Here is a 23,150-nt window from a genome sequence, read left to right on the forward strand (position 1 = left end):
TCGATGCTCCCGGTGGATTATTGAAGCTCGTAGGTAAGAGCGCGCACGTAACCGCGCCCGGAAACCGGCTTCCCGGAACCTTCAGTGGTCAGGGGGGCTATGACATCAGCTCGAATATCGCGCATATCCTCAACGGCAGAGTCGACCCGAACCTCATAACCGTTGTCGATCAGCGAATCATCTAGGTTAAGAGTGATTTTCAACGTGCGGCCACTGGTGACACTGGCACCGGTCAAGCCATCGTACTCTGCCGGATCAAGCCGACTGCCGCGGGCCCATCCTCCCAGGTGTTTGTAGTATTTAGATTTCTTCCCGGAAACCCAAAGGGTACCCTGATACTCTCCGGCAGCATCGGTAAGATACAGAGCCAGATAGGCTCCATCGCCACCGTAATTCTGTAGTTCCGTAGTGAAGGTCACGTCGCGGGCCTTGGCGAATGCCGGTAAAACAAGGGCTGCAAAAAGGCTGAAAGTGAGAACAAACGTTTTCATAAATGGTCTCCGAAAACCTGATGAGCGTTAAATGAATAGGCCAAATTCAATCAGTTACTCAACGGAAACGGTGGGGCGACCCTTGACGATGCCGTTGCTTGGCGCCTGACTTTTGGGATTGCTCTGTCCATTTTTCCTGTTGCCGTGGCCCCTCTCCTCATCGTCACTATCTTCACGCTCCCACTTCATCATGATCAGTGAAGCGGGCGCGAAGGAGGCTTCTGCGCTGACCCCCTTGGCGTCGAGGCCCCTGACTTCATAACAACCGTCGTCAACCTTTATTCGGTGAACTGTCCAGCCTTCTGCTTCCAGTTTTTCACGCAGGTTTTCACGGGGCTGCCAATTCGCCACCGGATCATTGCAGTCGTCATCTGCAAGTGCGGCGCCACTGAGAAGTAAAAAAGACAGGCTTAAAATAACGGGGTTCGTCTTCATGGTGTCTCTCCTGCTGGTTGCGTTAAATCCACTTTAAGGCGCTAACCTGACAACGACCTGAATAAGCGAGGCTATTTCAGCGGAACTGAAAAGCCTCTTTATGGAAGCGAGTCCGGCGGAAGGGCGCCGCGTGCAAGCCTTTTCCTATGGCTTGCCCCAATCCCACGGGGCCGCAGAACCAGACCTCTGCGCCTGCTGCCGAGCGTCCGTTGGTAGTCAACGTCTCGGCAGACAACGCCTGCGCCTTGCTGCTGTCATGAATCTCAAGGTGAATCCCGGGAAAGCCATCGCAAAGAGCCCGAAGTCGATCCACCATGGGGTCCTGGTCGGCGTTGCGCGTGCAATAATGCAGATCGGCTTCAGGCACGGTGACGTCGGTTGCGCTGGCAAGATCTTCGAGCCAGGCCAGGAACGGCGTGATCCCGATGCCACCGGCTATCCAGATCTGGTGGGATTTTCGGTTGCGGCGCTCGAAGTTAAAGCAGCCGTAAGGGCCTTCTATCTTCACGGTTTGCCCCACTCTGAGTTTTTGGCTCAGATTGCGGGTGAAGTCGCCGAGCGATTTAATGATGAACGTAACCGTGCCATTTTCCCGATCGGCACTGGCAATCGTGAATGGGTGCGCGCCCTCTCGTCGCTCGAAGGTCACAAAGGCGAATTGCCCCGCACGGTGACCGGGCCATGCAGGCTCCATGTGGCAAGTAACTTCGGTGACGTCCCGGCCCGGTGTTTTGATCGCGGTGACGGTGCCGCAAACCTGGCGACGACGGCCAACTCTGCCGGTCAGAGACAGCCCGCTGGCGATGCTGCCGCCAAAGAGCAAAATGGCCATCAGTAGTCCGATTGGCTGCTGCCACCATTGCAGCGGAGTCAGCCACGCCGCGTGGAAAGCGAGCAACAGATAAAGCACCGGCATACCGCGATGCAAATAGCGCCAGTATCTGTAGGGGAACTTGCGCAACAAGGTGATCAGCAGCATGGCGAACAGCAGATAGACGGCGAACTCCCCTACCTCTTCCGCCGCATCGCGCATGGTTTCGATGAACCCGGAATAATCCTGATCGTGCAGCTTGGCGGCCTTTCCGAAAATCGACTCTATTACATCGTCACCCATTTCAATCAGCCAATGAGCGGCCGCGAATACCACGGCCAGAATGCCTGCCCATTTGTGGGTGCGATAGATCTGATCCAACCCGCCCAGCGGTCTCTCCAACCAGGCTGGGCGCAGTGCCAGCATCATGGTCAGTGACATCAAAGCAATGGATAACAGCCCACTGAGCAGCAGGCTCTGGTCATAGACTGCCCAGGGAGAACCGGCCCCAGGACCTGCAAAAAGGCTCCAGGCCCATAGGACCGAAACCAACACAACGAAAGGAAAGATCATCCGCATCATCACATCTCCTGCGATCGGTACCTGGAATATTTCCTCGAAGGCTAGCGTCCAAACCTGACAGCCAGCTGAAGGCCGCTGCAGAGAGATCGAAGCGTTATTGACCATTCAGGCTGTTGTCAGGTTTGAGCTGTAGTATCTTGGTTCCAGGGCTGGGTCAGAGGTGAACGATGCGGGTACTTTTGGTGGAGGATACCGTGGGGTTGGGCGAGTCGGTCCGGGATCAGATTGCCGACGACGGCCACGCCGTGGACTGGGTGCAAACGCTCGGCTTTGCCGAGGCGAGTGTCAGGACCACAACCTACGACCTGATTCTGCTGGACCTTATGCTGCCCGACGGCCATGGCTTGGGCTTTTTACGAACACTCCGGGCTATCGGAATAACAACACCGGTGATCATTCTTACGGCCAGGGATCAGGTGTCTGACCGGATTGAAGGATTAAATGCCGGTGCTGACGACTACCTGGTCAAACCCTTTGATCTTTCGGAGTTGTCGGCCCGCGTGGCCGCGGTAGCTCGCCGATATCGGGGCAATCCAAGCCCGACCGTACAAGTGGGCGAACTGGTGATTGATCTTGGCGCTCACCGCATCAGTCGCAACGGGCTACCGGTAGAACTTACGTCACGGGAGTGGGCCTTGTTCGAGGGCTTTATCCAGCGACCCGGAATGCTTTTATCCCGATCGCAACTGGAGGATCGTCTTTACGCCTTTGGGGCCGAAATCGAAAGTAACACCATCGAAGTTTATGTCAGCCGTCTGCGTAAAAAGCTGGGGCGGAACGCTATCGTAACTGTCAGGGGAATGGGCTATCGCCTGGAAACACATGGCCACTAGAACAAGTCTGCAAAAAACACTCGGTATCGGCCTGACGCTTGGCGTCACCCTGCTCTGGCTGCTAGGCGTGACCGCTTCGGGACTGGTGGCGCAGCACAAAATGAACGAGGTTTTTGACAGCGCCCTGGAAGAAACCGCCCAGCGAATATTGCCCCTGGCGGTCACCGACATCCTGAACCGGGAGAATGGAGCGGGCAATCAAAAGGCCCCGGCCCTGAAAGACCATGACGAATATCTGACTTATCTGGTACGGGATCAACATGGAAACATTCTTCTACAGTCCCACGATGCCGACCCTGGCGTGTTTAGCAGAACCCCCGCGGAGGGGTTTTCAGATACGCTGACCCACCGGCTATATGGCGTATCTGCAGTCAGCAATACCATCTATCTTGAAGTGGCCGAACCCCTGGCGCACCGGCGTGAATCCGCTCTGGAGGCGGGGTTAGCCTTACTGTTGCCTTTACTGGTGCTGATTCCAGTCAGCCTGTTGAGTGTCTGGTGGATTGTCCGGCTTTCCCTTCGCAAGGTGGTCGATTTTCAGCAAGACATTGAATCCCGAGGTGCAGGAGACCTTTCCCCTGTTGCAGAGGGCCAGCTACCCAATGAATTTGAACCAATCGCTGTTGCCGTCAACCGGCTGCTTGAGCGATTACACCGTGCGCTTGAATCGGAACGGAGCTTTACGGCCAACAGTGCCCATGAACTGCGGACACCTCTCGCAACAGCGCTGGCCAAAGTGCAGCGGCTTAAAACCAGAGTGCCCGATGATCACCTGAAGAACGATATTGCAGAAATTGAAGAAGCGTTACGCAGGCTGTCTGTGCTGTCCGGAAAACTGCTCGAATTGGCAAAAGCCGAAGGCGGCGGTGCACTTTCACAAAGCCAGAAGGATCTTGCCCCCATCCTCGCGATGATAGTCCGGGATTTTGAGGCCCAGGCACCCGGGCGATTTGTTTTATCCTTGCCGGAGCGCGAAGTGAACTCCTTTCTTGATCCCGACGCCTTCGCCATCCTGGTGCGTAACCTGATCGAGAATGCGCTTAAGCATGGCTCCCGTAGCGAGCCGGTGGAGATCAACCTGAACGATAATGGCGTTCTAAGAATTTCCAATGGTGGTGAAAGGGTGCCACCTGAACAGCTCGCTCTTTTAAGAAACCGGTTTGCACGCGCCCATACGGGCGTCGCGGGATCTGGTTTGGGCCTCGCGATTGCCGATGCGATTGCGAAAGGTGCCGGCATGACCTTGCATCTCAGATCGCCGGCAACAGGACGGCAGGCTGGTTTTGAAGCGGAGCTGAGCCTGGCATGTATCTGACACTCACCGACATTGTGCTGCTGACGAGCATCTTCTGTGCTCTTGATGCGCGCCACCAGTAAACGTAATCTCGCTTCGGCCGCTTAAGGCACGGTTTAATTCATTTTCGGCGTTACTGGTTTCCCTGGCGCTGATTCTGGAGCATCTGTTCCATCATCAACTGCATCTGGTCCATGCGTTGTTCCATGCGCTGCAGCCGCTGATCTTCGCTCATGGCCGGGTTGCCTTGCCGCATTCCCTGACCGCTGTTGCCAGGCCCCTGATTCTTCATCTGGCCCTGACCAGGATTTCGGTTGCCCATGCCGGGGCCCTGGCCGTTCATTCCCATGCCTTGCCCCATCATTCCCGCGCCCTGGCCCATCATGCCTGGACCCATTCCGGACTCTCGCATAATCTGCAGGTGTTCCTGCATGTGCTCCATATGTTCCTGCCGCAGGCGTTGGCGTTCTTCTCTGGTCGTCGCATTCTGCATCTGCTGCATGGTCTGGTTCATTCGATCCATATTCTGCTGCATTTGCTGAATCCGTTCCTGGTTCATCATTCCTGCCTGACTGCCCTGCCCGGATCCACCCTGGGCAAAGGTAGCGAGTGGCAGCGAAATCAGGGTGGCACAGACCAGCGTTCTCAAACTGTGTTTCATGACTTTCTCTCCCCGTTGTGGCTGTTCCATCAATAACAGAAAGAGCGAATGCCCTTTTGATGTGCGTCAGATTCAAGTATAGGCAGTGTTCCGTAGTTTACTAATCTTGGAGGCTCCCGCTAATGGGTTTAGAATCGCTGCCTAATCTTCCCCGGGGTTCAGGATTCCAAAATGCCGATTCTTGAAGCTGTTCTGATTGCTGTTGCCATCTTGGCGCTGCTCGGCGTCATCTTTGAAGAAGTCATTCACGTCAACAAGGCGAAAACCACACTGTTCTTTGGCACGCTCAGCTGGGTTCTCCTGTTTCTGTTCAGTTCCGGTGTAGACGAAACCGCTGCAGTTTCCTCTGGCCTTTCGGAAAGCATTGCCGAGATCGCCGGGTTATGGCTGTTTCTGGTGGCGGCGATGACATTTGTGGCCTACCTGAACAAGAAAGGCATGATCGAAAACATGATCTACCTGATCATGCCTCGTCAGGTCACCGAGCGGCGATTGCTGTTTCTGACCGGTCTGTTCTGCTTCGTGTTTTCTTCCCTGGCCGATAACATCACAGCAACACTGGTTTCCTGCTCCCTGATTCTCTCTTTAAACCTGGATCTGAAGAAACGGTTACAATTTATTGTTTTGGTTGTATTTGCAGTGAACTCCGGCGGCGTTTCACTGATCACCGGCGATGTCACCACGCTGATGATCTTCCTGGCAGACAAAGTGGAAATCCTGACGCTGCTGACACTGGCCATTCCCGCTTCAATCACGGTGTTTTTGCTGGCCGTGCTTCTTTCTGGCGGTCTGTCCGGCACCGTTACCCTGAAAGCCAGTTCCAATGAAGTCCGAACCGTAGACGCGGTAATCGCGGGCCTGTTTCTGGTTACAATCATTGCCACCATTACTGGCAACGCGTTATTCAGTATTCCGCCAGTGCTGACCTTCCTTTTTGGTCTTTCCATCATGTTCCTGGTGTCCCGCTTCATGAGCGACGACTCGGATCTGGACCCGATTCTCGAATACATCCGGGTTATCGAGTTTGAAACCCTGCTGTTCTTCCTGGGGATCCTGCTTCTGGTGGGTATGCTAAAGGAAATTCATGCTCTGGATTCACTGGTGGCAATCTATGATGTCATGCCGCCGGTGTACGCCAACTATCTGATGGGCATTTTCTCCGCGGTCATCGATAACGTGCCTTTAACGGCCGCACTGCTGAAGTCCGGTATCGACATGAGCCCCGGGGAATGGATGGGGCTAACCTATGCCGTTGGCGTCGGCGGTTCGTTGCTGGTAATCGGTTCTGCGGCGGGAATTGTAGCCATGAGCAAAATTGAGGGGCTTACTTTCGCGGCGTACCTGAAGTACGCGTTACACCTTCTGGCCGCGTACACAGTGGGCTATGCCGGGGTCATTCTGCTTGGCTCTGTGATGAACGGCTAACGTCGAAAGCCTGCGAGGTCCCGCCCCGCAGGCATTGGTTATCTCATCGTCAGAAGTTGACCTGAACGCCCAGGCCGATGCCGTCTACGGTAATATCATCGTCATCGTAGTAACGCATGTATTCGAGGTTGCCTGACAGGTTCTTGGCGAACTTCACATTCAGGCCAGCACCGTACGAAAAATCGGAATCATCGTCTTCCACTGAGCCTGCCTCAGCTTCAATACGAGTGAAACCGAAAACAGCGTAGGGTGTTACCGGGCTCTCGTTCACCACGTTCACCGTGCCGTAACCACCGAAGAAGTTGTCGATTTTAACGTCAACGCCGGCAATCCGATCGTCATCCACACCAAAGCCCGCTCGGGCCTCAACACCGAAATAGTCCGTGGCCATAACGCCGACCTTGCCAGACAAGGTGCCGGTGTCGGCTTCTGCCAGGCCATCGAAATCGGTTTCCATGAAGGTGTAATTCAGGCCGGCGTAGAGCCCGCCAACACCGGATTTATACATATCCTGGGCAGAAGCAAGCCCAGCCAGGGCCAGCCCGGCGAAGGCAGTTGATGCAACAAGAACCTTTCTTGTGGTCTTCATAGTCTTTCTCCCTGTTCATACAGGCCTTCACGGCCTGACAGTAAACGTGCATCAGTCCGACGATTCCCGCCATAGGTGCGTTCCGTATTTACCCATTTTTTACGTCGATTTAATTCCGGGTTAATACTTCTGTCCGGGGCCTGTTTCCTTGCGGTTGAGCAAGCCCGCGGGTATGCTGACGCCGTCTTTTTGTCAGCTGGCTTGAGCGTGCCTTGAGAAACCTAGCCCCTGTCGTCTTCATTGTCAGCGTCATGTTTATACTTCTGAGTGTTTTCATGACGTTACCGGTACTGCTGTTGGCTGCCACCCCTTCCGGTGCACCCAATGCCATCGCGTTTGCCGAATCGGCGGCTATTGTTTGCGTGCTTGGTGTTCTGGGGCTGTTGCTGACCTACCGTGAACCCCGCGAACTGAAACCTCGCTATATGTTCGTGCTCACCGTCTCCAGCTGGTTTGTCATCGCCCTTCTCTCTGCCCTTCCCTTTTACCTGAGCGATAACGACATCTCGGCGGCGGATGCGTTTTTTGAGGGCACTTCCGGTATCACCACCACGGGGGCTACTGTGTTCACCGGCCTGGACACGATGGACAAGGATCTGCTGCTCTGGCGCTCGATCCTTCAGTGGCTGGGCGGTATCGGGATTATCGGCATGTTCGTTGCCGTACTGCCTTTCCTGCGAGTGGGCGGGATGCGCCTGTTCGCTACCGAATCGTCTGAGTGGACGGAAAAGGCTCTGCCACGCATGAAGACTCTCAGCCGGGGCCTGCTGTTGGTGTATCTGGTGTTTTCCGTGGTTGCGGTTGTCACCTATTGGCTGTCTGGTATGTCTCTGTTTGACGCGTTCAACCATGGCCTGACCAGCATTGCCACAGGCGGCTTTTCAACCTCAGACCTGTCCATGGGTAAGTTCAGCGACCTTATCCTGCTGGAAGCCACCTTTTTCATGATCATCGGAAGCTTGCCGTTCTTCCTGTTTGTGCGGGAAATGCACGGCCAGCACGGGGTTCTGTTCCGTGACCAGCAGGTTCGTCTGTTCCTGGGGATTCTGTTCGCGGTGCCGGCCATGCTCACGCTCTATCGCTGGTGGGTCTCCCCGGTACCCTTCGATCCGATTCACAATTACGCAGCCACGCTTTTTAATGTAACGTCCGTTGTTACGACCACGGGCTATGCGTCTGAAGATTACTCCGCCTGGGGACCTCTGGCCTTTGTGGTGTTTTTCTTCCTCATGTTTGTGGGCGGCTGCTCCGGCTCAACCGCCGGTGGCATGAAAATCTTCCGGTTCCAGCTATCGCTGATCATTCTGCGAGAGCAGTTAATGCGGCTGTTGCACCCACGGGCCGTATTTACCCGTAACTACAACGGCCGTGCCGTCAGTGATGAAATCATCTCCTCGATGATTGCCTATACCTTCATCTTCCTGTTGTGTCTGCTGGTGATCACCGTGTTGCTGGCATCCCTTCAGCTCGACTTTGTCACTGCCCTTTCCGGCGCCCTCACCTCACTGACCAACGTTGGTCCCGGCCTTGGCGATATCATTGGCCCCGCCGGGAACTTCTCGCCTCTGCCCGACGCCGCCAAGTGGATTCTGTCAGTGGGCATGCTGATGGGGCGTCTGGAAATCCTGAGCGTGGTGATCGTGCTCTCACCGGGCTTCTGGCGCGGCTGATCAGCGCAGCCAGAGAATGTGAGCGTCTTCCAGGGGCAGGTTTAGCCTGGGTTCATGAATGCGGATGCGTGGAGTGAAATGCTCTAGCGGGCGTGGTGGCACCGTGCAGTAATATCGGTACGTCTGTTCGGCTTCCTGTAGTGGCCCGCTGAACGCCATAGACTGCACCAGGCGTGGGCCGGAGTTTGAGGATTCTGCCACCAACTCTACGGCGACCAGTTCCGGGCTCAGGCCATCCAGATACACATCCAGATCGAAACGCAGTTTTTGGCCTTCCTCCCGGGCGTCCATTGCGCCAAACCTCAGGCGTGGCCAGTGTCGGGCTATGGTTTCTTTCACAGAAACAAGTTCGTCAGCACCTACAGCGGTGCGCTCCGCGCCCTGGGCCACCATGGGCAGATAGAAATCCGTGACATATTCCCGAACCATGCGGTTGGCCGAGTATCGTGCAGTTAATTCGTTCATGCTGGCCCGAACTCTCGCCAGCCAGTTGGCCGGTAAACCCTGTTCATTACGCAGGTAGAATTCCGGTACAACCTGATTCTCCAGCAACTGATAGAGTTCTTCGGCATCAGCCTCATCGTGTTTATCCGTCTGGCTCAACTCCTCGAAGGTGGCTCCCGGCCGAATGGCCCAGCCCAGCTCCGGCTGCCAGGCTTCCGCCCACCAGCCATCATACTGCGACAGGTTCAGACCACCATTTACCAGCACCTTCATGCCGCTGGTACCACAGGCTTCCCAGGGGTGGCGCGGGCAATTAAGCCAAACGTCCACGCCCTGAATCAGTTCGCTGGCCACCGCCATGTCGTAGTCTTCAATGAATACCACGCGCCCCTCTACTTCCGGCAGGCGGGTGAACTGCTTCCAGCGTTTGATGATGTCCTTGCCTTCGTTGTCGTGGGGGTGGGCCTTCCCCGCCAATACAATCTGCAGGGGCCGGTCCCGATTGCTGAGGAGTCGGATCAGTCGTTCCGGATCTGTCAGCAGTAAGTCCGGGCGCTTGTAATTGGTAAAGCGGCGGGCAAAGCCTAACGTCAGAGACTCAGTATCCAGAAGCAGACCACACGCCGCTTCCTCGCTGTTGCCGTAGTTGTGCTCACAATGCTGGCTCTGCAATCGCGCGCGCAGGTAATACACCAATCGGTGTCGCTGGTTTCTGCGCATCTGCCAGAGATCATGGTCACTAGTCCCTTTCAGCGGGCGAAGGTCCTTCATAGGCTGTCGCCAGCGGTCCTGGCCACAGGCCGACGTCCATAATTCGTCCGCCTCCGGAGAATCCCAGCTCGGGGTATGCACACCATTGGTAACGTATTCTGCTGGCACATCGGCCGCCGGCCAGCGCCCGAACCACGGCTGGAAAATGGATTGAGTGACCTGTTTGTGAATCTGGCTGACACCGTTAAAACGACCGCTCATACCCAGCGCAAGCCCCGACATGTTCAAATCGCTTGAACCGCCATTGGCAACGGTCAGTATGGTCTCCAGCGACTGGCCGATCTCCTGCAACCAGGGCTCCAGGTACAATCGGGCAAGTTTCGTCGGGAACCGGTCAAAACCTGCAGCTACCGAAGTGTGGGTGGTAAAAAGGTTGGTGGCTCTGGTTGCCAGCCGCGCCACTTCAAAACTGGTCTCATTCTGCTGTTGCCAGTGCACCGCGCGCTCAACCAGCGCCAATGCGCTGTGGCCTTCGTTAATGTGGCACAGAGCGGGTTGGCGCCCCAACTGTGCCAACAAGCGCCAGCCGCCAATTCCAAGCACCATTTCCTGTTGCAGGCGTTTTTCCGGATCGCCACTGTAGAGTTCGCTGGTAATACCCCGGTCGCCGGGCTCATTCCGGGGGTCATTGCTGTCGAGCAGCAACAATTCACAGCGCCCCACCTGTCCTTTCCAGGCCCTCAGGCGAACTGTACGGCCGGGAAAAGGTACGTTTACCCTTGCCCATTCTCCGTTGCTGTCCCGTAACGGAGTAACCGGGAGCATGGTCGGATCGTTATAGGGGTGAAACTCCAGCTGCTCCCCCTCAGCGTTCAGGGCCTGCCGGAAATAGCCCTGCTGGTAGAGCAAGCCCACGGCTGTGACCGGCACACCCAGATCGCTGGAAGCCTTCAGGAAATCGCCGGCCAGAACGCCCAGGCCGCCGCTGTATAACGGCAGGGATTCCGACACCCCGTACTCCATGCAGAACCAGGCGACACCGCCGGCCAGCTGGTTGCCGCAGTTTTCAGAATACCAGGTCGGGCACTGGTTGAAGGCTTCATGGCGATTCAGTTGTTGCTGGTACTGGGCCAGGAATTCGGGGTCTTCGGCCAGCTGTTGCAGCCGTTCTGCCGAAGCGCTGTTCAGCACCAGCCAGGCGTTATGGGTTGCCTCCCAGATCTCTTCATCGAGCTGCCGCCACAACTCATCACATCCGTGGTGCCAGCTCCACTGCAAATCCAGTGCAATCGCCATCAGCCCTGACAGCTGTGCTGGCAAGGCCCTCATAGTATACGCGGCCAGAGTCATGGGGCTTCAGCCGTTAATGCGCGGTATAGCCGCCGTCGATAACCAGTTCGCTCCCGGTCATGAATTTGGACTCATCAGAGGCGAGGAAAACAATGCCCCAGGCAATGTCGTCCGGCTCGCCCATATGGCCAAGAGGATGTAAGGCGGCGGTGGCCTGCTTGGCAGCTTCCAGATCCTGGCCGGTGGTTTTCAGGTGGTTTTCGACCATCGGGGTCCAGATAAAGCCCGGATGCACGGAATTCACCCTTATGTTGTCCGGGGCGTAGAGCATCGCATCGGTTTTGGTCATCAACCGGACAGCACCCTTGGACGCATGGTATGGAGGTGCGTCCGGCGCGCCGATCAGGCCGTAAATGGAAGACAGATTGATGATGCTGCCGCCGCCGGCCTTCTTCATGTGAGGAATGGCGTGTTTGGTGCAGAAAAACACCCCTTTTACGTTAACCGCCTGTACCTTGTCCCATTCTTCCTCGGTCACTTCGTGGGTCGGCTTGTTGGCGCCGGAAATGCCGGCATTGCTAACCACGACGTTTAGCGCTCCGAAGTGCCCGGCCACTCCGTCCAGAGCGGCTTTCACCTGCTGTTCATTGGTCACATCACAGTGCCAGTAACCAACCTTGTAGCCTTTGTCGCTGAGTGATTTGGCGAGGGTCTCGCCTTCGCTATCCAGGCAGTCAAGAATGCCAACGGCAGCGCCCTCTTCTGCCATCCGTTCAACCGTTGCTTTGCCAATGCCCAGTGCGCCGCCGGTTACCGCAGCTACTTTTCCTTCAAGTCGTGCCATGTCAGTCGTCCCTTACAGAATCAGTTGTTGTCATTATTGAAGTCAGTGCATTTGCTTGCGAACTCGCCCGGCAAGAAGGTCTGTAGAAGCCTGTTCCTGCAGGCAGGCAATCAGTTCAGAAATTGTCAGCGCATCGTTCTCAACGCCGTCAAAATCAACCCCCAGACCGCCATCATCAGTCCTAACCACATGGGCGCTCAGCGTGCAGTGCCCCCGCTCCGAACGTTCCGGAAACCGGAAGGACAGTTCGATCGTCTGGTTCAGCCTCACATCCGAATAATCGGTCGCAATAAACAGACCACGCCTGGATGCGTCCCGGATCATACCAGTCGCTACTGGCATGCCACGTTTGTAGACCAGAATGGGCAACCCGCCTTCTACGCGTTGGCTTAGCCGGTGTTCCATGCCGTTTCCTCCTGTCAGCTTGCCGAGTGGATACCGCAACTCCTCCACTTTACACCTGATCAAATATTAACCATCTTGATTCTGATCAAGAGGGTGACCACTCGGCTATCGACCGTATAGGTTCACAATATTTCTCAGCCCTGGCAGGTCGATCCTCGCTCGATAATCCTCGGGTAAGGTCCATTTCCAGTTACCCTGGATCGTGCCGGGCGTGTTGAAGCGTGCCTCGGATCCGAGAGCAAGAAGATCCTGTATCGGGACGATCACCAGTCGTGATACCGAGCCCATCGCAGCCTGTATCACGGGCCATGGCATATCCGGGCCGTTAATCCTCAGATACCGGTTAACATGCTCCCGGGTTCGCTCATCCAGGCTCTGGTACCAGCCCAGTGTGGTGTCATTGTCGTGGGTGCCGGTATACACCAGATCCCATTCCTTGTGGTTATGCAATAGATGGGGGTTGGCGGCGCTGCCATCAAAACCGAATTGTATGACGGTCATACCCGGTAACCGGAAACGGTGTCGAAGGGCTTCCACATCTTCCCCGATGATGCCCAGGTTCTCGGCAACCAGCGGCAAACGGGGTAACTCCCGGAAGCAGGTTTCCAGAAAATCATCGGCCGGGCCCGGCACCCAGTAGCCATCGACCGGGCGCGGATTCTCCGCCGGAATCTCCCAGTAAGCCTGCAGCCCCCGGAAATGGTCAATTCTAAGGAGATCGAACCGTTCCTGCTGGCTGGCCAGGCGCTCCACCCACCAGTGATATCGGTCCTCCGCCATTCGCTGCCAGTCGAATAGCGGGTTTCCCCAGTGCTGACCCTCGGGGGAGAAATAGTCCGGGGGCACCCCGGCAACCACTCTGGGCTTACCTTCACCATCAAGCTTGTACAGGTGGGGTGCGGCCCAGACATCGGCGCTGTCGTGAGCGACGAAAATGGGAATGTCCCCAAACAGCCAGATGCCCCGCTCGGCCGCATAATGACGCAACGCTGTCCATTGTACGAAAAACAGGTACTGCTCCAGGCATACCCGTTCCAGTGTACTTTGGTGGGATTCTCTGAGGGCTTTCAGGGCAGTCGGCTTGTGATCGCGCAAGTCTTCAGGCCAGTCCAGCCAGTTCACGCCTGGAAACGCCTCTCTGGCTGTCATGAAAAGCGCAAAATCATCCAGCCACTGATGATGCTCCAGAAAATTCTGGTAGGCCTGTGCGTTGAGGGTTTCTGACTCACGATAGCGACCGGTATGGAATCGCTGGCTGGCATGTTCCAGGGCTTCGGTACGGGTAAAGGCGGTAAGTTCCTGGCTGTCGAGAAGACCGGGGGCCACCAGTTCCACCAGGTCGATCAGAACGGGGTTTCCGGCATGGGCCGAGAGCGACTGATACGGCGAAAGGTCTGCATGAGTGGGCCCCAATGGCAGGGTCTGCCACACCGTGATGCCCGCCTCGGCCAGAACATCCACAAACTGCCGGGCAGCCGCGCCCAACTTGCCGGAAACGCCAGGTAATGCGGTCGGGTGCAACAGCACACCGGCACGCCGCCTTGCCAAAACCGGATTGGATGGCATTTCTACAGTCATGAATCGGCCTCATGCCCCGGCCGCATGGCACCGCCCTTGGCGGGCTCCCCTCCACCCTGGCTCAGGGGCTGGAACAGGCTGGACGGCGCCGGGTAGCCAATACGCTCATACAGGTTGGCCAGGTGCCGGCGATACAGCTGCTCGAAATCCCGAACCACCGCTGCCGGGTTGTAATCGCCAAACCACCAGAACCAGTCCGAGCCTTCACACAATCCGAGCTGATGTGTGGCCGCCTGCTTCTGATCTGTGTTGAGGGAGTCATTATCCAGCGCCCGGTCAAAATGCTGCTTGGCCTCGCACAGCAGGTCCCAGGCCCGGTTTTTGTCGGGATCGCCTATCCAGGTGGAAAAGGTTCCATAAATCCAGCTTCCAGCCACCAGTTCCGGGAGTTGCACAGGCTCTGAGTAATGCTCTTCCTGAAGGGTCGAATAAGTGGTCAGTCGCAGTTTCGGGTGTTTCTCAAGCACCCGGTACAGCTCGTCAAGAAAATGGAAGCCGTTCTCCGGGTAGTACTCCCAGGCATTCTCGCCGTCCAGAATCACTGAGATCACCGGTTTCTTGTCTTCTCTGGCGATGTTTTCCATGTGATGCACCAGGTCGCCAACCGCGTCCCTGGCGTGCCAGTCGGCATAGGTAAAACCAATCAGATCCGATAATCCATCGTCACGAAAAAAAGCGGTTACATTGGCATCATTAAACCGGTATGGATGATGGATGCTGGCATCTTCAGGCAAGGATTTGTTCGTCCTGGCCTTGTTGATGCTGTTATTGATGACTGAATCACCGGAAGCGGTCCATCGAAAGCCTTGCTCGCCAAGCAACAGCAGCGTGGCCTGGCTCAACCCACCTTCAGAGGCCCAACAACCCGCTGGTTCGGTGCCAAAGAAGCGCTTGAAGGCTCGCCTACCCTCGGCCAGATGCCAGATGGCCCGCTCTTTCCCCCCTGGATAGTGGTCATGCTCCGGAAGCGCGATGTCTGGCATCGCTTCTCGGGCGGCACTGAAATCCAGCAACAGGGGCACGATGGGATGGGCCCAGGGGCTCATGGCCAGTTCCACCTGGCCGGTATGCGCCAGGTGGCGGTAGCGCGGACCTATGCTGGCCATCAATTCTGCGATCACGTCCAGCAATGCCTTGCGATCGTCCAGTGTGTACTGATGGGCCTTTTCCTGAAGGCTTTGTACCACGCCATGTTTGCGGCGAACGGTTTCCGCCATCCAGCCCAAGTGGTACCACACCAGCAGATCGGCAAGAAACTGGGTAGAAAGATAGCGCTGAATGTCGGGCCGGGTTCGGTATAGTTCGGCCACTTCCGCCAACCGGGCATAGGCGGGAAAACGCTTGATAATCCGCTCGGCGTTTGCCCTCAGGCACTTTTCCATTAAATCCAGAAATGCCGGTGAGCCAGGTTCCGGCAGCGCCGGATCAACCAGAGCCGCGAGCAGAGGATCGCCGATGGTTTGCCCTCCATGGCGCCATCGCTCAATGTGGTACAGATAGGTCTCAATCTGTTCCAGCAGCACCGGCGCGAAGTTCACCACCGCACGGGCATCCGGGTGGGCTTCCAGGTGCGCAGCCATGTCCACATAATCCTTGATGCAGTGCAGATAGACCCAGGGGAACAGGAGCTGCCCATTGCTGTGATCCTGATAATCCGGCTGGTGCATATGCCAGCAAAGTACCACCGGTGTGCGGCTGTCAGAGGCCATGGGGATAATCCTGCCCGAGCATCTCGGGAGTGATCAGCACAACACCTTTAGACGACACGTGGAAGCGTTTTTCGTCTGCTGTCCGATCAAAACCAACCCGGGTGCCTTCCGGAATCCGGCAGCCGCGGTCAATCACCGCTTTGCGAATGTGGCAATCGCGTCCAATGTCCACGTCCGGGAAGATGACAGAGTCCTCCACCTCACTGAAGGAATGAACCCGAACCTGGGAGAATAACAGCGAGTGGCGAACGTGAGCGCCAGAAACGATGCAGCCGCCGGCCACCATGGAATCGACGGCCGTGCCCCGACGGTTGTCATCATCGAACACGAACTTGGCCGGCGGTAACTGTTCCTGGTAGGTCCAGATCGGCCAGTCCGAATCGTACAGATTCAGTTCCGGGCTGATGCCGATCAGTTCCAGGTTGGCCTGCCACAGAGAATCGATGGTTCCGACATCGCGCCAGTATGCCACCTTGTTGTTGACCGGGTCCCGGAACGGGAAAGCCGCCACCCGAAGGCGCTTGATCACCGAAGGAATAATATCCTTGCCGAAATCATGGGAGGATTTACCATCCATCTTGTGATCCCGCAGCAGCTCATCAAACAGAACTTTCGTGCTGAACACGTAAATACCCATCGATACCAATGCTGTACCAGGTTTACCAGGTATGGCCTTGGGATGGTTCGGCTTTTCCTCGAATTCGGTAATGCGGAAATTCTCATCTACCGACATCACCCCGAACGCCGAGGCTTCTTCAACGGGTACCTCAATACAGCCCACGGTAATGTCCGCCTCCTGCTCCACATGGGCAGCCAGCATGGTGCCGTAATCCATTTTGTAGACATGGTCACCCGCCAGAATCAGCACGTACTCAGGCTGGTGGCTGCGAATAATATCCAGGTTCTGCAGCACGGCGTCTGCTGTGCCCTCGTACCAGGAGGTCTCAATGCGCTGCTGGGCCGGCAACAGTTCCACAAATTCATCCAGCTCCCCCCTCAGGAATCCCCAGCCGCGCTGAATGTGACGTATCAGTGAGTGGGATTTGTACTGGGTGATGACGCCTACCTGGCCAATGCCGGAGTTGATGCAGTTGGACAACGGGAAATCGATAATCCTGAATTTACCCCCGAAGGGAACGGCGGGCTTGGCTCGCCATTTTGTGAGGTCGTGAAGCCGTGAGCCCCTGCCGCCAGCCAGCACCAGGGCCAGGGTTTGACGAGTAAGACGACTGACGAAACGCTTGGCGGTTTGCATAGCAGCTTCCCTGTTTAAACCGGATACGCGCCGACATAAATTTGACGTTTGCTCTTGCAGAAAAACACTATCATTGAATTATGACGTACAATTGTCTTAGGTCATATTTTGTACAAACGCAAAAACGATTGATGGTCTAACCTCTGGTTTCCACTTTTATTCAGGAATCTGTGGTCTATGGAAAGCCCCGCCCTGAGTGAGTTCGACCTGCACCTGTTTGCCGAAGGCAGGCACTGGCATATCTATAATGTTCTGGGTGCCCACCTTGGGAATCGCCGAGGTATCGAAGGCGCCCGTTTTGCCGTTTGGGCACCCAATGCCCAGGCCGTGAGTGTGATCGGCGACTTCAACGACTGGGACAGCGGCCGTCATCCCATGGCGGTTAACAAGGATTATGGTGTGTGGTCGGTATTCATTGGGGGAGTTAAGCCCGGGCATCTTTACAAGTTTGCCATCACAACCCGAAACGGCCACCACATCACCAAAACCGATCCCTACGGCCAGGCCTTTGAGCATCGGCCTTCCAATGCCGCAGTAGTAACCGAGCGGGGGCACTACGCCTGGGGCGACGGCGACTGGTTCGAACACAGAAACCGGTTCGACTGGCAGCAGAGCCCTATTTCTGTCTATGAGGTACACCCCGGTTCCTGGCGTCATCACGGTTCCGGGCGCTGGCTGACCTATCGGGAACTGGCCGATCAGTTGGTGCCCTATGTGCTGGAAACCGGCTTTACACATATCGAGCTACTCCCGATTACCGAACACCCGCTGGATGAATCCTGGGGCTATCAGGCCACCGGCTATTACGCCCCCACCAGTCGTTATGGCAGCCCGGATGATCTTCGATATCTGGTCGACCTGTGTCATCAGAACAACATCGGCGTGATTCTCGATTGGGTGCCGGGGCATTTCCCCGACGACGACTTCGCCCTCGCCGAATTTGATGGCACGGCACTCTATGAACATGAAGATCCCCGCCGCGGGCGGCACCAGGATTGGGGCACACTCATCTACAACTACGGTCGCCACGAAGTCCGGAACTTTCTCATAGGCAGTGCGCTTTTCTGGCTGGATACCTTTCACATGGACGGGCTACGGGTGGATGCCGTCGCCTCCATGCTGTACCTGAACTACTCTCGCAATGAGGGTGAATGGCTGCCGAACGAACATGGCGGCCATGAGAATCTGGAGGCGATCCGTTTCCTCCAGGATCTGAACCGGGTATGCCAGAGCCGGTTTCCCGGTGTACTGATGATGGCGGAAGAGTCCACGTCCTGGCCCAGGGTGACCCGACCTCCGGAAATTGGCGGTCTCGGCTTCAACCTGAAATGGAACATGGGATGGATGCACGACACCCTGCATTACCTGCAGCAGGACCCGGTGTATCGCCAGTATCACCACGACAAGCTCACCTTTGGATTGCTCTACGCTTTTTCGGAAAATTTCGTGCTGCCGCTATCCCACGACGAAGTCGTACACGGCAAATCCAGCCTGATTCAGAAAATGCCGGGAGACGACTGGCAGCAGAGGGCCTCGCTGCGCCTGCTGTTCAGCTACATGTTCGCCTACCCCGGCGCGAAACTGCTGTTCATGGGGGGTGAATTCGGCCAGCGCCAGGAGTGGAGCGAACGCCGTGAGCTGGACTGGTATCTATTGCAATACCCGGAGCACCAGGGGCTGCGAAAACTGATCCAGGACCTTAACGGCCTCTATCGGCTATACCCGGCCCTGCATCGAAAAAGCTTTACCGGTGAAGGATTCGAGTGGATTGACTGCCACGATTCCACCCAATCCGTAATCAGCTTTCTACGGAGTGCCGGCTCACCGGAGCATGGGCCGCTGGTGGTTGTTGCCAACTTTACACCCGTGCCCAGGCATCACTACCGTATTGGCCTGCCTGCCGGAGGCAACTGGCAGGAAGTATTTAATTCAGACTCCACCTGGTATGGCGGCAGCAACCTCGGTAACCCCCTACCCTTGCAAGCTGAACCCACACCCTGGATGGCTCGGCCGTGCTCCGTGGAGTTAACACTCCCGCCCCTGGGCCTGGTTATGCTGAGGCCCGCGCCATGACCCGGGTACTGTTTGCTACCAGTGAAGTTTTTCCTCTCGTGAAAACCGGGGGGCTGGCGGATGTTTCTGCCAGCCTTCCTGAAGCACTCTGCCGTCTGGGCTACGACTGTCAGGTGCTGCTGCCCGGCTATCCTGCTGCACTGAAGGCAGCGCGAGAGGGTGGCGCCCGCAGGAAAACCCGGTTCCGGTATGGTCAGTATGATGTCTCCCTGTGGCAAACCCGTCTGCCGGGTACTGCGGTAACTCTGTGGTTGGTGGATTGCCCGGCTCTTTTCGATCGTGCTGGCGACAGCCCCTATCAGAATGAAAATGGCGAAGACTGGTGGGACAATGCTCACCGGTTTCACTTGTTCGGGCGAATTGGAGCTATGTTGGCACTTGGGCAACTGGGTCTGGCGTGGCGCCCGGACATCGTTCACTGCAACGACTGGCAATCCGCACTGATTCCGGTGTTCCTGGCGGACAGTCAGGATGCCCCGAAAACCGTGTTCACCATCCACAATCTTGCTTACCAGGGGCTGTTTTCCCATGAGACCTTTCGGGCCCTGGGCCTGCCCGATTCCCTGTGGCGCTACGAGTTCCTGGAATTCCACGGCCAACTTTCCTTTATCAAAGGTGGACTGGTGTTCAGCGATGCCATCACCACCGTGAGCCCCAGCTACGCCGATGAAATCCAGACACCCTGGTTCGGTAATGGCCTGGACGGCTTGTTGCGCCACAAATCCGCCAGGCTGAAGGGCATTCTCAATGGCATTGATACCCGCCAATGGAACCCGGAAGACGACCCGCACCTGGAGTTTCACTACGGCGCGGACTACCCCGCCAACAAATCACAATGCCAGGCAAGGCTGCAGCAGGAGCTCGGGCTGGAGGTTTGCGGGGCTCCATTGCTGGGGTTCGTCGGGCGCCTGGTGGAACAGAAAGGGCTGGACTGGCTGCTCGGGGTCATCAAGCCATTACTGGAACGCGGATGTCAGTTTGCCCTGCTCGGCTCCGGCGAACACCACTACCAGGAAAGCCTGAAAGCCATGGTTTGTGAATGGCCCGGGCAATGTTCACTCACCCTGGGTTACAACGAGGGCCTGGCACACCGGATAACCGCCGGCGCCGATATCTTCCTGATGCCTTCCCGGTTTGAACCTTGCGGCCTGAACCAGATGTACAGCCTGAGATACGGCACCGTGCCAGTGGTGCACGGCGTCGGTGGCCTGAACGATACGGTGTTCGACCCGAATGAGGATCCGCTGGAGAAAGCCAATGGTTTTGTGTTTCGTGAGGCGACACCCGATGCGCTTCTTAATGCCATTACCCGTGCGCTGAAGGCCCGGGAGAACCGGAAAACCTGGCGTAAGCTGCAGGAAAACGGAATGAAAGGCGACTATTCCTGGAAGAACCGGGCCGGCGAATACGCGGCCCTGTACCGGAACCTGATCACCGGCAATGGCCGGATACATGAAGACTGACACGGTGCCCCTGGCCCAAGGAGGTCATCACCATGCACACCGCAACTGAATTCCGGCTGGAAGCCCGCCCCAGACTACCAGAAGCACTGGAACGACTTGATACGCTGGCCAATGACCTGTTCTACAGCTGGGATCATGGCGTGCGCAGCCTGTTCGCGCGGATTGATCTCCGTCTCTGGCAAAAAGTGGAGCACAACCCGAAACTGTTCCTGCGACGGGTGGCCCAGGCCCGGCTCGATCAGGCATCGGAAGACCGCGCCTTTCTCGCCGAATACCGGCGAGTATTATCCGCTTACGACGCTTATCTTGAATCCGAACCCGGCACCGAAGTGCTGGAGGCACTGAACCCTGAAGATAGCCTTGTGGCCTACTTTTGCGCCGAGTTCGGGTTTCACGAGAGTTTCCCGATCTACTCCGGAGGCCTTGGCATACTGGCTGGTGACCATTGCAAGGCGGCCAGTGACCTGGGGCTGCCCTTTGTCGCCGTTGGGCTACTGTATCAGCAGGGCTATTTCATTCAGACCATTGATGCCCAGGGGCACCAGATTGCCCGTTATCAGTGCCATTCCAGCGATGAGCTGCCAATCACGCCGGTAGAGGTAGATGGCAATGCACTGACCGTCTCTGTGCCCTTCCCGGGGCGCGAAGTGCATGCACGGGTTTGGCTGGCCCGGGTCGGGCATATTTCCCTGTACCTGCTGGACACTAACACCGGTGAAAACAACGATGAGGACCGGGAGCTGACACTCCAGCTCTATGGCGGCGACTCCGCCACCCGCATCAGCCAGGAAATGTTGCTTGGCATTGGGGGCACCCGGGTTCTGGCCGCCCTGGGTGTTCAGCCTACGGTGTGGCATATTAACGAGGGCCACGCAGCCTTCCAGATACTGGAACGTTGCCGTATGGCCATGGCCGAAGGGCTGTCTTTTGGTGCCGCCCTTGAGTCGGTAGCCGGATGCACCTTGTTTACCACCCATACTCCAGTGCCGGCGGGCCACGATATCTTCCCCCGCGACCTGGTGGAGCACTTCCTGTCGCCTTTCCTGGACCGCTCCGGGCTGGAATTCGATGCCGTTTTCGGGTTGGGCAGCAAGAATGGTGATCAAAGCTTCAATATGACGAGTCTCGGCCTTCGGGGCTCCCGGTTTCATAACGGCGTAAGCCGGATTCACGGCGGTGTAGCCGCTCGGATGGAAGGCGATATCTGGCCACAGATACCGGCGGCCGAGAATCCCCTTGGCTATATCACCAATGGTGTTCACGTGCCAACGTTCCTGGCGCCGGAATGGGCAAGTCTGTTCGATATCCAGGCGCCGACCTGGAAAAGTGAACTGCGAAACCCGACGTTCTGGCAGTTCATCGACAAGATCCCGGACTACCATTACTGGAGCGTTCACAAGGCCCTGAAACAGCAGATGGCCGAGTTCATCGTGCGTCGCCTGAAACGCCAGCACAAGCGCAATGGCACGGGCCATTCAGTCACTGAGCGGATGGCCCGCAAGCTGGTATCACCGGAAAATGACGCGCTGGTGGTCGGCTTCGCCCGCCGTTTTGCTACCTATAAGCGAGCTACGCTGATTTTCTCCGATCTGGCACGCCTGGAACGGCTGCTCACCAATCCGGAGCAGCCGGTTGTGCTGGTATTTGCCGGCAAGGCCCATCCCCAGGACAAACCCGGGCAACAACTGATCAAGGTCATACACGACCTCTCCATGCAGACCAACCTGATGGGGCACATTATCCTGTTGGAGGATTATGATCAGGCCATGGCGCGCCGGTTGTTGAGCGGTGTTGATGTCTGGCTCAACACGCCGGAATACCCCAAGGAAGCCAGCGGCACCTCTGGCGAAAAAGCGGCCGTTAATGGTGCCCTGAATCTGAGCGTGCTGGACGGCTGGTGGGGTGAAGGCTATGACGAAACCAATGGCTGGGCGATTACGCCGCGGGACATCGAACTGGATGTGGAGTTTCGCAACCGCGAGGAAGCCCGGGACCTGTTGGACCTGTTGGAGCAGGAAGTCATTCCGCTCTATTACAACCGAGCCTCTCAGGGCTACTCGCAGGGCTGGGTAACGCGCTCGAAAGCGTCCATGAAAACCATTACGCCCAGGTTCAACGCCCAGCGCATGGTGATGGACTATGTTCGCAACTATTATCAGCCAGCCACCCGGCAGGGCGCGCGGTTGAGAGACAACAATGCCGCACTGGCGCAGGAGCTGGCAGAGTGGAAAGCCCGGGTGCAAGAGGCCTGGAGCGGCGTGTCCATCCATGTGGACGGCTGCGTGTCAGATCGCTGTCACTGGGATGAATCCGTGGAGCTGAAAGTGTCGGTGGCTCTGAATGGTCTGGCGCCCGATGATGTACGGGTGGAATGCCTGGTTGAGCCTGAATGCACCGGCACTCACACTGGCCCCGGGCCAGACGCATTTGTGCTGGAAGCCAGCGGAGAGAAAGACGGTAAAACCCTGTTCAAAACCCGGGTCCAGCCTCCCTACCCGGGGTTACAAACGCTGCGATTGCGCATCTATCCGCACCACACGGCGTTATCCCACCCGCTGGAGATGGGGGCCATGCTCTGGGCATGACA

General features: G+C 56.9%; 18 protein-coding genes. 7 read left to right on the plus strand and 11 right to left on the minus strand.

The window, feature by feature from the left end; translation table 11 throughout:
• Positions 1–17: 17 nt before the first annotated feature.
• From ACAM27_RS11240 to ACAM27_RS11250, 3 genes are all read right to left on the minus strand, one after another.
• Positions 18–491, minus strand: coding sequence for a DUF2271 domain-containing protein (locus ACAM27_RS11240; protein ID WP_369611966.1), 474 nt, complete (start codon positions 489–491; stop codon positions 18–20).
• Between the two features lie 54 nt (positions 492–545).
• A complete protein-coding gene (locus ACAM27_RS11245; RefSeq protein WP_369611967.1) occupies positions 546–926 on the minus strand; it encodes a PepSY domain-containing protein in 381 nt (126 codons plus the stop codon).
• A gap of 76 nt (positions 927–1,002) precedes the next feature.
• Positions 1,003–2,319 (minus strand): ferric reductase-like transmembrane domain-containing protein, encoded by a 1,317-nt coding sequence (locus ACAM27_RS11250; protein ID WP_369611968.1) that lies wholly within the window; start codon positions 2,317–2,319, stop codon positions 1,003–1,005.
• A 167-nt stretch (positions 2,320–2,486) separates the two neighbouring features.
• Here ACAM27_RS11250 and ACAM27_RS11255 point away from each other — a divergent pair, with 167 nt between their 5' ends.
• On the plus strand, positions 2,487–3,152 hold the full coding sequence (locus tag ACAM27_RS11255; protein WP_369611969.1) for a response regulator: 666 nt from the start codon (positions 2,487–2,489) through the stop codon (positions 3,150–3,152).
• Positions 3,142–4,467, plus strand: coding sequence for an ATP-binding protein (locus ACAM27_RS11260; RefSeq protein ID WP_369611970.1), 1,326 nt, complete (start codon positions 3,142–3,144; stop codon positions 4,465–4,467). The genes ACAM27_RS11255 and ACAM27_RS11260 overlap by 11 nt, the downstream gene beginning before the upstream one ends.
• 112 nt (positions 4,468–4,579) lie before the next feature.
• Here ACAM27_RS11260 and ACAM27_RS11265 read toward each other — a convergent pair whose 3' ends face one another.
• Positions 4,580–5,107, minus strand: a complete 528-nt coding sequence (locus ACAM27_RS11265; RefSeq protein ID WP_113880062.1) for a hypothetical protein — start codon at positions 5,105–5,107, stop codon at positions 4,580–4,582.
• A 171-nt stretch (positions 5,108–5,278) separates the two neighbouring features.
• Here ACAM27_RS11265 and nhaD point away from each other — a divergent pair, with 171 nt between their 5' ends.
• Positions 5,279–6,532, plus strand: coding sequence for a sodium:proton antiporter NhaD (gene nhaD, locus ACAM27_RS11270; RefSeq protein WP_011784913.1), 1,254 nt, complete (start codon positions 5,279–5,281; stop codon positions 6,530–6,532).
• Between the two features lie 49 nt (positions 6,533–6,581).
• Here the strand turns inward: nhaD and ACAM27_RS11275 are convergent, their stop codons facing one another.
• Positions 6,582–7,121: a porin family protein gene (locus ACAM27_RS11275; protein WP_011784914.1), complete on the minus strand. Its 540-nt coding sequence runs from the start codon at positions 7,119–7,121 to the stop codon at positions 6,582–6,584.
• 251 nt (positions 7,122–7,372) lie between these two features.
• Between ACAM27_RS11275 and ACAM27_RS11280 the strand changes: the two genes are divergently transcribed.
• Positions 7,373–8,791: a TrkH family potassium uptake protein gene (locus ACAM27_RS11280; RefSeq protein WP_011784915.1), complete on the plus strand. Its 1,419-nt coding sequence runs from the start codon at positions 7,373–7,375 to the stop codon at positions 8,789–8,791.
• Here the strand turns inward: ACAM27_RS11280 and glgP (ACAM27_RS11285) are convergent, their stop codons facing one another.
• From glgP (ACAM27_RS11285) to glgC, 6 genes are all read right to left on the minus strand, one after another.
• Positions 8,792–11,275 (minus strand): alpha-glucan family phosphorylase, encoded by a 2,484-nt coding sequence (glgP, locus tag ACAM27_RS11285; RefSeq protein ID WP_369612879.1) that lies wholly within the window; start codon positions 11,273–11,275, stop codon positions 8,792–8,794.
• A 34-nt stretch (positions 11,276–11,309) separates the two neighbouring features.
• Positions 11,310–12,080, minus strand: a complete 771-nt coding sequence (locus ACAM27_RS11290) for an SDR family NAD(P)-dependent oxidoreductase (RefSeq protein ID WP_226610921.1) — start codon at positions 12,078–12,080, stop codon at positions 11,310–11,312.
• 42 nt (positions 12,081–12,122) lie between these two features.
• Complete coding sequence (locus ACAM27_RS11295) at positions 12,123–12,485, minus strand: PilZ domain-containing protein (RefSeq protein ID WP_014421476.1); 363 nt, start codon at positions 12,483–12,485, stop codon at positions 12,123–12,125.
• 105 nt (positions 12,486–12,590) lie between these two features.
• Entirely contained in the window at positions 12,591–14,063 is a 1,473-nt protein-coding gene (gene malQ / locus ACAM27_RS11300) for a 4-alpha-glucanotransferase (RefSeq protein WP_369611971.1), read from the minus strand.
• Entirely contained in the window at positions 14,060–15,772 is a 1,713-nt protein-coding gene (locus tag ACAM27_RS11305; protein ID WP_369611972.1) for a glycoside hydrolase, read from the minus strand. Before ACAM27_RS11305 ends, malQ begins: the two co-directional genes overlap by 4 nt.
• Positions 15,762–17,027, minus strand: a complete 1,266-nt coding sequence (gene glgC / locus ACAM27_RS11310) for a glucose-1-phosphate adenylyltransferase (protein ID WP_369611973.1) — start codon at positions 17,025–17,027, stop codon at positions 15,762–15,764. Before glgC ends, ACAM27_RS11305 begins: the two co-directional genes overlap by 11 nt.
• Before the next feature lie 177 nt (positions 17,028–17,204).
• On the opposite strand from glgC, the gene glgB reads away from it, so the two are divergent.
• From glgB to glgP (ACAM27_RS11325), 3 genes are read left to right on the plus strand one after another with little or no spacing between them, the layout of a single operon-like run.
• A complete protein-coding gene (glgB, locus tag ACAM27_RS11315) occupies positions 17,205–19,100 on the plus strand; it encodes a 1,4-alpha-glucan branching protein GlgB (RefSeq protein WP_369611974.1) in 1,896 nt (631 codons plus the stop codon).
• On the plus strand, positions 19,097–20,563 hold the full coding sequence (gene glgA, locus ACAM27_RS11320; RefSeq protein ID WP_369611975.1) for a glycogen synthase GlgA: 1,467 nt from the start codon (positions 19,097–19,099) through the stop codon (positions 20,561–20,563). Before glgB ends, glgA begins: the two co-directional genes overlap by 4 nt.
• Positions 20,564–20,595: 32 nt before the next feature.
• A complete protein-coding gene (gene glgP / locus ACAM27_RS11325) occupies positions 20,596–23,148 on the plus strand; it encodes an alpha-glucan family phosphorylase (protein WP_369611976.1) in 2,553 nt (850 codons plus the stop codon).
• The last annotated feature ends 2 nt before the right edge of the window (positions 23,149–23,150 follow it).

It is taken from the genome of Marinobacter sp. RI1, from assembly GCF_041155085.1.
Taxonomy (GTDB): domain Bacteria; phylum Pseudomonadota; class Gammaproteobacteria; order Pseudomonadales; family Oleiphilaceae; genus Marinobacter; species Marinobacter nauticus.